This window comes from Chryseobacterium sp., from assembly GCF_022869225.1.
In the GTDB taxonomy this organism is placed as follows: Bacteria; Bacteroidota; Bacteroidia; order Flavobacteriales; family Weeksellaceae; genus Chryseobacterium.
In genome coordinates this window covers 2778302-2789479 of the sequence record NZ_JALIHL010000001.1, presented here as the reverse complement: position 1 = coordinate 2789479, position 11178 = coordinate 2778302, and the positions used below count along the sequence as shown (strand labels likewise).

The 11178-nt window shown below is 34.2% G+C and carries 13 protein-coding genes; 1 reads left to right on the top strand and 12 read right to left on the bottom strand.

Going from position 1 to position 11178, the window contains the following annotated elements:
• Positions 1-5: 5 nt before the first annotated feature.
• The 9 genes from MUW56_RS13035 to MUW56_RS12995 all read right to left on the bottom strand — a co-directional run bounded on the left by MUW56_RS13035 (position 6) and on the right by MUW56_RS12995 (position 7115).
• Positions 6-425 carry an OsmC family protein gene (locus MUW56_RS13035; RefSeq protein ID WP_292013592.1) on the bottom strand — a complete coding sequence of 140 codons (420 nt, stop codon included), beginning with the start codon at positions 423-425 and terminating at the stop codon, positions 6-8.
• 97 nt (positions 426-522) lie between these two features.
• Complete coding sequence (locus MUW56_RS13030) at positions 523-1845, bottom strand: DUF58 domain-containing protein (RefSeq protein WP_292013591.1); 1323 nt, start codon at positions 1843-1845, stop codon at positions 523-525.
• 67 nt (positions 1846-1912) lie between these two features.
• Positions 1913-2038, bottom strand: a complete 126-nt coding sequence (locus MUW56_RS13025) for a four helix bundle protein (RefSeq protein ID WP_292013590.1) — start codon at positions 2036-2038, stop codon at positions 1913-1915.
• 82 nt (positions 2039-2120) lie between these two features.
• Positions 2121-3152 carry a MoxR family ATPase gene (locus tag MUW56_RS13020; protein WP_292013589.1) on the bottom strand — a complete coding sequence of 344 codons (1032 nt, stop codon included), beginning with the start codon at positions 3150-3152 and terminating at the stop codon, positions 2121-2123.
• Positions 3153-3231: 79 nt separating this feature from the next.
• Entirely contained in the window at positions 3232-4392 is a 1161-nt protein-coding gene (locus MUW56_RS13015) for a hypothetical protein (protein WP_292013588.1), read from the bottom strand.
• Positions 4393-4405: 13 nt separating this feature from the next.
• Positions 4406-4834, bottom strand: a complete 429-nt coding sequence (locus tag MUW56_RS13010) for a DUF4129 domain-containing protein (RefSeq protein ID WP_292013587.1) — start codon at positions 4832-4834, stop codon at positions 4406-4408.
• The gene (locus tag MUW56_RS13005) at positions 4816-5193 is read right to left on the bottom strand and encodes a hypothetical protein (RefSeq protein WP_292013586.1); all 378 of its coding nucleotides are present in this window, start codon (positions 5191-5193) and stop codon (positions 4816-4818) included. The genes MUW56_RS13010 and MUW56_RS13005 overlap by 19 nt, the downstream gene beginning before the upstream one ends.
• Positions 5186-6148, bottom strand: a complete 963-nt coding sequence (locus MUW56_RS13000; RefSeq protein WP_292013585.1) for a DUF4013 domain-containing protein — start codon at positions 6146-6148, stop codon at positions 5186-5188. Before MUW56_RS13000 ends, MUW56_RS13005 begins: the two co-directional genes overlap by 8 nt.
• A complete protein-coding gene (locus MUW56_RS12995) occupies positions 6132-7115 on the bottom strand; it encodes a stage II sporulation protein M (protein WP_292013584.1) in 984 nt (327 codons plus the stop codon). Before MUW56_RS12995 ends, MUW56_RS13000 begins: the two co-directional genes overlap by 17 nt.
• 28 nt (positions 7116-7143) lie before the next feature.
• On the opposite strand from MUW56_RS12995, the gene MUW56_RS12990 reads away from it, so the two are divergent.
• The gene (locus MUW56_RS12990) at positions 7144-7893 is read left to right on the top strand and encodes an RDD family protein (RefSeq protein WP_292013583.1); all 750 of its coding nucleotides are present in this window, start codon (positions 7144-7146) and stop codon (positions 7891-7893) included.
• 80 nt (positions 7894-7973) lie between these two features.
• Here the strand turns inward: MUW56_RS12990 and gwsS are convergent, their stop codons facing one another.
• The 3 genes from gwsS to MUW56_RS12975 form a co-directional block, all read right to left on the bottom strand.
• Positions 7974-9041, bottom strand: a complete 1068-nt coding sequence (gene gwsS / locus MUW56_RS12985; protein WP_292013582.1) for a grasp-with-spasm system SPASM domain peptide maturase — start codon at positions 9039-9041, stop codon at positions 7974-7976.
• A 440-nt stretch (positions 9042-9481) separates the two neighbouring features.
• Positions 9482-10144, bottom strand: a complete 663-nt coding sequence (locus MUW56_RS12980) for a hypothetical protein (RefSeq protein ID WP_292013581.1) — start codon at positions 10142-10144, stop codon at positions 9482-9484.
• 95 nt (positions 10145-10239) lie between these two features.
• Entirely contained in the window at positions 10240-11073 is an 834-nt protein-coding gene (locus MUW56_RS12975; RefSeq protein ID WP_292013580.1) for a hypothetical protein, read from the bottom strand.
• Positions 11074-11178 lie beyond the last annotated feature (105 nt).

Here is an 11178-nt window from a genome sequence, read left to right as displayed (position 1 = left end):
AGAGATTAAATTTTTTCTCCGTTTACATATACTTCATATCCGATTTCTACGTTCGGTTCTAACGTTTTTGATACGGAACAGTATTTTTCAAAAGAAAGTTCCGCTGCCTTTAGTGCTTTTTTAGGATCAATTTCTCCTTCCAAAAGAAATTTGACATTGATAGACTTAAAAGGTTTGGCATCATCTACAGGAATTCTTTCTCCTTCTACTTCTGCCTGAAAACCTGTAATTTCCTGACGCTGTTTCTTTAAAATAGAAATGACATCAATTCCGCTGCAACCGGCGACTGCCATCAATACACTTTCCATTGGTGAAACACCTTTAGCTCCCGGTTGGGAAGTATTGTCCAAAAGGATAGAATTTCCCTGAGCATTTGTACATTCAAATAAAAAGTCGTCGTTTATTCTGTTAAGTGTAATTTTCATTGCTTATTGCTTATTGCTTATTGCTTATTGCTTATTGCTTATTGCTTATTGCTTATTGCTTATTGCTTATTGCTTATTGCTTATTGCTTATACAAAGTTATAAAATTCCTCTCGCTTTTATCTCCAAATATTTATTGATAACATCAATATTCAAATTCTCAGGGAGAGTATATACAGTATAAATTCCGTATTTGCGAAGTTCCTGAATAATCAGCTTCTTCTCAAATTCAAATTTTTCAGCGACGATTTCATCATATATTTCCTGCATATTCTCCGGATTTTTATTCACGAGGCTCTGCAGCTCTGCGTTTTTAAAAAATACAACGACCAGTAGATGGTTTTTGGCAATACCACGCAGATATTTCAGCTGGCGGTTTAAGCCATCCAGGGTTTCAAAATTGGTAAAAAGCAGAATCAAACTTCTTTGGTTAAGAGAGTATTTTACATCCTGATATAACCTATTGAAATCACTTTCAAAGAAATCTGTTTTACTATTGTATAGAGCTTCAGAGATTTTTTTCAGCTGTCCTGATTTGTTATCCGCCGCAATTTTGTTTTCTGCTTTTTTTGAAAAGGTCATCATTCCGGCCCGGTCTCCTTTCCTTAAAATAATATGGGACAATGCCATGGCCGCATTGATGGAATAATCCAACAGGCTTAATCCGTTGAAAGGCATCTTCATGGTTCTGCCTTTATCGATCAGGATGAAAATACGCTGTGATCTTTCATCCTGGAATTGATTGACCATTAAGCGATTGGCCTTGGAAGTCGCTTTCCAGTTGATTGTTCTGATATCATCTCCGGGAACATAATCTTTGATCTGTTCAAATTCCATTGTATGTCCCAGTTTTCTGATTTTCCTGATTCCTCCCAGCAGAAATTCACTCTGCAGCGCCATCAGTTCATATTTTCTAAGATGAACAAAAGATGGATAGGAAGGAAGCATAGCATCTTTCTGGAAGGTGAATCTTTTGGCAGCAAATCCCAAAGGCGAAGAAACATAGACATTCAGATTCCCGAAATGATACTCCCCTCTTTCTTTAGGTTCCAACGTGTACTGAAAGAAAGAATTTCCGCCGGCAATGATCTGTTTTTCAATTAAAAAATCTCTTTTCTGAAACTGAAACGGGATTTCATCTATAATTTTCGCTGTAATTTTAAAGCTGTAATTGTTCTTAATATCAATCTTGACAAAGTTTTCGTCTCCATTGGAAAGTTTTTCCGGCAGGATCCTCTGAGCCTGTAATGCATTTTTTTGATTAAAAATAAGTAAGTAATCCACCATTACTGCAAGAAAACATATCAACAGCACAATATGGGCTTCCCACATCAGAGCCGGAAAGAAAAATGCAAGAACATACAGGATTCCCACTCCAATGAGTGTAAAAAAGAAACGTGTATTGATGTATAAGTTTTTCATGGGTTAGGTTGCAGCTCGCAGATTATAGGTTTTAGGTGAACGTTTATTAGCTTTATCTCAATCATAATCACTGTAGAGAGTTAATTAAGCCGTTGAGCATTTTTGATATTTCTATAATTTCGTTGCTTGGTTTTGAATAATTTGATTCGTTTAAAAAATTAAGATTCTTAGAAATAATCAATTGGGGTTCCACTAAGGTCTTTAAAATTTGCCATATATAGTGTGCTGTAATTAAAATTCATTTCTATGACCATCTATTACCTGCCATCTGCTATCTATCTAGGAATTTCTATTCCTTCTAAAATTTGACGGATAATTTCATCTGCTGTAAGGCCTTCCATTTCTCTTTCCGGAGAAACGATGACTCTATGCCTTAAAACAGCATAACTTGCTTCCTTGATGTCTTCCGGAGTGACAAAATCTCTCCCTCTCAATGCTGCAAATGCTTTTGAAGCAGTAAGAAGTGCCAGTGAGGCTCTTGGTGAAGCTCCCAGGTATAAAAACTGGTTTTCTCTGGTATTGATGATAATTTTGGCAATATATTCCATCAGCTGGGATTCCACAATGATCTCTTTTACCAAATGCTGGTATTTTTTCAGCTGTTCGGCTGTGATCACCGGATTTACCCCTTCTGTTTTGTCTTCTTTTTTACTTTCGTGCTGATTTCTGATGATGGCTATTTCCTGTTCAAGATTAGGATATCCTACATTGATCTTAAATAGAAAACGGTCTAACTGAGCTTCCGGAAGCCTATAAGTTCCTTCATGCTCTATCGGGTTTTGCGTAGCGACTACAAGAAATGGCTCTTCCATAATATAGCGGCTGCCATCCATGGTAATCTGTCTTTCTTCCATGACTTCAAACAAAGCGGACTGTGTTTTAGCCGGAGATCTGTTGATCTCATCAATTAAAATGAAATTGGAAAAAACAGGTCCTTTCTTAAATTCAAATTCAGAATTTTTCACACTGAAAACAGACGTTCCCAAAATATCGGAAGGCATAAGATCAGGGGTAAACTGAATTCTGCTGAAACCTACATCAATTGTTTTGGCCAGGAGTTTGGCTGTAATCGTTTTGGCCACTCCCGGAACCCCTTCAATCAATACATGCCCGTTTGACAATAATGCTGCAAGAAGGTGCTCAATCATATTCTCCTGCCCAACAATAACCTTGGCGATTTCAGTTTTTACTTTGTCTAAACCTGCGCGGAGTTCAATCATATCTATTCTTGACTGAAACTGTTCTTCACTTTTATCAAGCTGTATAGAGCTTTGATTTTCTATATTTGGGTTATCAAGGTTTTCCATAATTTTTATCTTTGGGTTTTTCGATAGGACTTCGTTCTATCTTTTTATTAAATCGTCCCGTTGGGACTCTCTTATTGCTTTATTTGAAAATCCCGTCAAGCACTTTATTCATCTTGGCCAGATCTTCTTTCATTACGCTTGCATACGGGTCCTGTGCTTTTTTAATAAGCTCTATGGCCTCGTCGATCATTTCTATTGTTTTTCCTGTCTTGAGATGCAGTTTTTTTGCAAACTCAGAATCCAGATTCTGGGTATCGATAAGCAGGTCCAATCTCACTTTATTCAGGAAATATTGAGCTTTCTTTGCCATCATATCATGAAAATCCCCCTCCTGAAGATATAAATTCCCAATACTCTTTACAAAATCTAGAGAGGTATTCCTCAAAGGCTCTATAACCGGTACTACTCTCTGTTTCCTTTTGGCATTAAAGAATATAAAAAGAATAAGCCCGCCGAGGAACACCCACCATGCATATTTCAACGCAGGATTTGACAATACAAATCTCATAAAGAAACGGGAAGCTTTGCTATTGCTTGGCACAAACCAGACAGTCTCCCTGTCCTGAAGATAAGAGAAAACATCCTGTGTATATTTGACATTTCCTGGCTTCAAAAGATAATAATTGGTCAGAAAAAGAGGTTCACAGTGAACATACACTGTTCCTTTTCCATACTTCACTTTAATAAAGTTGGCCTGGTCCGTATTTTTTCTCTCTACTGTTTTTCCCAGTATTTCAACGCCGGGTTTTATCAATGAAAATCCTCTTCCGGATGGGAATTTATCTAATTTAATAAAATCATTCTGATATTTTTTATCGGTAAATTTCAGTACATTTTCTTCTTCAAAAGAAATATCAGAATCATAGTATCCGATATTGTCTGAAATTTCTTTAGGCATACTTCGCCCTACGATCAGCATTGCATCAGAGCCTGCTGATACCTGGTCAAGAATTTTTTTCCATGATTCCCCGTCGATCTTATTTTCTATAACGACAATATTGTGAGCTCCCTTTTTATGCTGATTGTAGTATTCGTAAGGAGTCTGCTCAATTTTTTTCAGATTGTTTTTAAAAAGAGCCTTGGCCTCATTATTAAAAACAAACAGACCGAAAGGAGACTTTTCATCAAGATCAAAGTTTTTACGCCAGTCTGTGGTTTCTTTTTTGTTAACTTCAAGCAACGCCAGAATAACCATCACAACGATGAAAATTACAGCATATATTTTGAAAGTTTTGTTCATGGTTCGTTTTTAATTATGGTTTAAATTCCTGATACTGCTTTTTGAATTTCTGATAGCTTTGTTCTTCAATACTGAACTCTCCGTACCAGACATAATCAAAGATGTAGGCAAGACCTGAAAATTCTTTTTTCAAATGGGGCGTTTTAAGCTCTGTGGTGTAATCTTTATTGGTTTTTTCAGGGTTCCAGCTGATCAGCTTTTTATCACTTAATTTTTTAAGAACAAATAAGAACTGATAGCGGACAGCCGACCGGTAATCGCCTTCATGCTCAAATTTGGCAATACTTTCAGGAAAATTAATCTCATGGATATTTTCGTGAAGTTCCTCCACATTAAGATCAACCTTCTTGTTCTTTTTCCCAAAGATGAAATTCCCATCCTTTCCAAGGAAATATTTAATGATAAAATAAAGTAAAAATCCAACTAAGATAATGGCAAACAAGCGGATAGGACAGTCGTCAATTCAGCAGATTGGGAAAAGACTTTTTCACCAAAAATACGCTGTAAAATCTTATCTATTTTCCGCAGCAACTTTTCCCAGAAAGATTCTCTCGGCTTTGACACGGTATAATCAAATTCATTTCCTTTATACCTTGACGGGATATTCTCTTTAAATTCTTTGGCATACACCGGATTTTCCGATACGGGATTTTTCACCAATACGGAGTCAGCGCGAAGCATATTATGATAATGCCCTGTATTCAGAGAGTCCCCCAGATAGTCATCCACAGGGATATTATCCTGAGCATAAACAGCACCAAGACCTACAAAAAACAGGATGAAAAGAAAAAATTTATTCATTGATACCAATCGTTTCTATTTCTTCAAGCTCTACTTTCTGATGAAGGTCTGTTCTGCTGTCATAGTACATCAGCCCTGCATTCACAGACAGTAAATTTGAAAGGAAGAATGAAAGAAGCATTGAAATCCCGTAAAATACAAAAAATATAATTCCTGCTATTCCGGTAAAAGGATTCTGCTCAAAGTTCGCATCCGGGGTAGAAGTAAGAATCGACCCGTAAAAAAATATCATCGGAACGTATGTAAAAATCGAGCTGACCATCGATACAATAATAAACATAATAATTGATGCGCCCCAGTATTTCCAGTAGGGTGATTTTTCACTTCCATTAGGATAGGAAAACTGTGACCGTATGGAATAGCTTAAGCTTTCAAAAAATCTTCTGTCCGAATTAAAATAATCATACATCAGAAATGTAACAACATTAAATATTGTAGGATAAATAAGCATTACCAGGAAAAGGCCGATGATAATAAATATCAGAATGTAAGAGAAAAAGATCACGAACAAACTCAACGGAGCCACAATAAAAATCATTCCCAGGCACAGTTTGGCTATTTTTCCTGCATTATGCTTAAAGTCTCCTAAAATCTCATCCGTTTTTATTGTACTGGCGCCCTGAGCGGTTCTTTTAAGATAAAAGACAGGATACAGATAATTGACAATCGCAAGGATCATAAAAAGGAGAAATGTTAACAATCCTACAGCGATCAGCATTCCCATGTTATCTGAAAAATACTGCTCAAAATAATAAGTTTCACCACCCAAATTGGATCCGAAAACCTGAGAAAAAAGCTCTTTGTAACCAAAAATAACCACAGTGACCATTAGAATAAGCAACAGCCCGTTGATCAAGAGATAATTCTTGAAATAATTTTTCCCGAACAATTTGAAAAAATTGAAACTGTCGCTGATAAAAGTTCCGAAATCTCTTTTTTTATAAAACTGTATCATTGATTTGGGTATTTATTTTTTTATTGACTACTGACGGATATACAAAATAGTAAAAGCCGATAATGGCAAGTGAGGAGATAATAATTGCTAAGTTCAATGTCAAAGGCATTTTCAGAGCATGTCTTGTCACATATCCTTCAATAATTCCGGCACAAATTGTAAATGGAACTGTGCTTAAAAATATTTTGAAAGAATCTTTAAAACCTCTTTTAAAGGAATTAAATCTTGAAAAAGTTCCCGGAAACAGAATAGAAGCGCCTAAAATTAATCCACACATCGCCTCTACAACCATCGCAAATATTTCAAAAACTCCATGAAGCCATATTCCTCTGGCACTATCCTTAAGTGCCCCGTAATCGTAGAAAAAATATTGAAACGATCCCAGCATTACACTGTTGGACAAAAGCGCAAATACGGTTCCTACGCCTCCTGCAATTCCATATATATACAATTTAGCGCCTACCTGGATATTATTGAAAATAATTCCAATGGTACTTCCCCAGGTAGATCCGCTTTGGTAAACCCCTACGGCATTATTATTTTTAATATTTTCAATGGTCTCATTCACATAGCTTTCTCCAAGAATAATGTTGGCAAAATCTTTATCATAGATTGCAGAAAGCACCCCTATTGAAGTAAACAGGATAAAGAAAGCAAAGGCGTACACCAGATATCTTCTATACTGATACACCAGTAATGGAACCTCAGTCCGGAAAAAATAAACCAGCCTGTTTTCTTCCATCCTTTTCGTCTTATAGATCTTTTGAAAGATCTGGGAAGACAGATGGTTTAAATAAACCGTGGTATTACTTTTGGGATAATAGGTTTGGGCAAAAGAAAGATCATTGATCAGGTTTATATACAATGAGGACAGGTCATCCGGATTTTTTTTTATTTTCCCTTGAATAACCTGTTCAATTCCCAACCATTTTTCTTTATTTTGTTTAATAAAATAAACTTCTCTCATAATTGTAAAGGCTAAAATAATAAAAATTATGTCTCAAATTGCGATAAATACTTCACAAAATGTAAATATTAACTTCAATATCGCCAGTGTAGGAGAAAGAATGCTCGCATTCATCATCGACCTTTTAATACGGGTCGCTTATGTTGTCATTATATTATATCTCTTTTTTAATATTTTCGATTTGGGATATCTGCTGAGCGGTCTTGATCAATGGTCTACAATGGCCGTGTATATTGTTCTTACATTTCCCACGTACATCTACCCTGTTGTTTTGGAAAGCTTGATGGAAGGCCAGACTCCCGGAAAAAAACTGATGAAAATCAAAGTGGTAAAAATTGATGGTTATCAGGCCAGTTTTGGAGATTATATGATCCGATGGATTTTCCGGTTGGTTGATGTTTCTTTTGCAGGGATAGTAGGCCTAATTTCAATGATTGTCTCCAAAAACAACCAGCGTCTGGGAGATATTGCTTCCGGAACAGCCGTGATTTCTTTAAAGAACAACATTACTATTTCCCATACGATCTTAGAGAACATTCATGAAAATTATGTCCCTTCTTTCCCTCAGGTGATCGCCTTGAGTGATAACGATATGAGAATTATTAAAGACAATTATACAAAAGCACTGAAAATAGATGACCGCCAGATTATCAGTAGGCTTTCTGATAAGATCAAAAGCATCTTAAAGCTTGAAATAGATACGACCCAAATGACTGAAAGGCAGTTTATCAATGTCATTATTAAAGATTATAATTACTATACGGGAAAAGATAATTAATCTGGTCAATGGACAATTTTGCTTCGCAAGTGAATTAAATCTAAAAAAATTAACAGGAAGTGGCCAAAAATGATTATCATTCAGTTACTATAATACTGTAAGGCTTTTTGTTTTAATGGATTTTTACTCCATTCTTCCCATTCTCCTGTATAAGGATCATAACCACACTTTAAAGGTCTGGAAATATCTAAGTCTTCATTATTAGTATGAGTACGTTCTGTAAATGCCCGGCAGTCTGTACAAACATAACGGAACTCACAATCTTTACATATTTCTACACTATCTTTGGTCAGATTCCAATATTTTCTAAATTCAGTTTGCTTTAAAGCTTCTTCAAGAGTGGTGCTATTAATATTTCCAAAAACATCTTCCATTAAAGGACAGTTTTTTATATGACCGTCTCTATCTATTCCAATTTTTTTGTGCAGGCAAGAGTTATGATTGATGGCCTCCAAAACTTTAGGAAGGTTAGTATTGAAATATTTTAAGTCTACCTTTCCACAGGAACTTATACTTATATTCTCTTTTATAAAATTTACAATAAACCGGAATTCATCTTTAATCTTAAAAGGATTAATTTTACAGTTATAAAAAACCAAATTACTTATTCTGCAAGCTTTTGCGTTCAGTACCTCTAAATTATCCAGATTAATATTAATATGATACGGAGAATATATTTCAATATTTTCTAATGGAGTATTCTTAAATAGCTCATCTATTTCTAAAAACTCATTAAGAGAAATATTTCTTTTGGAATAAACTACTAAATGTTTTATCTGTAAATTTTCAACAGAACATTTTATTTTATAAATAACATGTATATCTTCAAACTCCAAAAATAAGTCTGAAATAATATTAGAATCATGGTATTTCAATGACAATTGGGAAAAACCATGATCCCAATCATTTTTTGTGATAAAGCCATATTCATTTTCCAAAAGAAAATCTATATATTCCGATATGATTTCCTGAGATTGGGCATCATAATTTTGAAGAATATTATCAATAGATTCTATTTTCAGCTCTTCTATCAGTTCATACAATTCCAGAGAAAACAACTCCGAAACATTTCTCTGCAGATCTGAGATTAACACTCTACTCACACCTTTTGTTATTAATATGCTGGAAAATAAATTGAAATATTTCATAACATCCGAACCAAAGATTTTACAGGCTTTTCTTTCATATAAAAATCTGTTCCATATTTCTCACATTCTACATAATAAGAAATATTGGATTTTATAAGCAATCTTCTCTTTTTTACTATTTCTATATATTGGAATGTAAGGGGAAGTTTATTTTTTTCATTAACAATATTCTTCATTAAGCACAAAATAAATCATTAAACATTATAAATATTCAGCTATTTCTTTATCTAAAAAATAGTTGCATGTTTTAGACACATTTAAGAATTGTCCAACCGGGTTTACTTCAAGAAAATAAAATTGATTTTCACTTTTTATAAAATCAATGGATCCACAGTTCAGATCTAAAGACAGCATTAATTGATGTATTTTTTCTTCAATAGTACTGGGGAGATCATAGGGTACATTTCTATTAGGATTTTCGTCATTATATTTTCTATAATCTATTTCCGTCTGCCCATCATTTTGTGAAAAAACGGCCATAGACCAACACCTTCCATTGAGATAAAAAGTTCGATTTCGAAATCTTTTTCTATTTTTTCCTGAAAAAAGGAAATGAAAAAATTATCTTTTGTGTATTTGTCTATCACTGAGGTATACATCACCCCGTAGGAATTTTCCTGAATGCTTTCTAGTGTAGGATTTCCTGCAATAGGTTTTACAATCGTTTTTTCAAGGTGTACATCATCTGTATTCTCAGCAAGATAATAGGCTGGAACATCTAATCCGGTAATTTCAGCCTTTTTAAGAACAAGCAATTTATTGACATGGCAATTGCTCTGTTTATTAATATGTCTTTTCGATTCCAACATTTTAATAACGTAATCTTCCAGCCAATGTTGATGCTCACTCATATGAATATCTACCGAGAGATTTTCATAATAATGTCTTTTAAACTTCAGCCCTCCTCTTCTATACCAAACGCTGCTGATATCGTCAATAAAAAAACTATTCTTTGTGCTTTCAATATAGACTCTTTTTTCTTTTGTTTTGATTTCAAAAACTTCATCTTCATTTACCCGTATAAATTTCTTACCTAAGATGAAGAGCCATTTAATGACCTCGTCAGTGGTAGCTTCTTTATTTTTAGATATAATGAGTATCATTTTTTTTATTTTTTTATAGCAATATTTGAGGAAGAATTTTACATTTTTCAATCTTATTGGCTTTGAAGAATCTTTCATAATCAGGTTTTTGTGCTTTAAACTTGGAATCCTATACTTTTTCTATGATGGTTTATTTTTGCAGAATCAGTTGACACATTTGGATTAAACCTATATATTCCTTCTTTATCTGCAAGAAAAGCCTGGACATCAACCATCAAAGCATAATCACGAGGAACACAATCTCCTGACTTTACATATTCATATAATTTAGATTTTATATAAGGATATTCCTTTGACTCATTCATATGGGTAAGAAAGGTTGTCATCGCAAAAAATGTATCATTAGGGCCCATTGTCCCCATTTTTCGTGCAGTAGGATAGCCATATTTATTAAATACCCAAATAAGAAGTTTGGCATTCTTTTCTACATTTTTCTTTGCCAATGCTGTATCCAAAGGTCTTCTTCCTTGCTGATCTCTTCTCATAGCTACCGTAAAAGAGTCAACCAGCCTTTGGTTCAGATTTTCTTTCCAATCCAAAATCTGCTCTTTCACATCTGCACTATCAATTCCATATTTTTTAAAAAGAGAATAATACTCTTTGCAATTACCACCACGTTCTGCTTTTAAAAGGATCAGCTTCTTCAAACTTTTTTTACCTCCAAAATCAATATTAAAATGATCTGTCAAAATAATATATGTTTCATATTCACTTATCCTTTCCTGATTTTGGGGCTCATATTCGTCAAAAAGTTCTTTATATTTTTCTACTGCCAGCTTGGGGTTACCTGCCATTCTATATATGCTGTCAATTTCATTAGCTTTCTGATAGTATACGATATAGTTCTTTTTTTTACAAGCTGTAAAAAAAATAGAAATTGTGATTATAAGACAGAATAGCCTAAAAATGAAAAAATATCTATTTTTCATATTGTGATGATTTATTAGAAAAACAAGGAGGATTAAAATCCTCCTATGCTTTTTTGTTAATAGGGTTCTATTACTTGAACTTGACCTACTATCACCGAAGTTCTA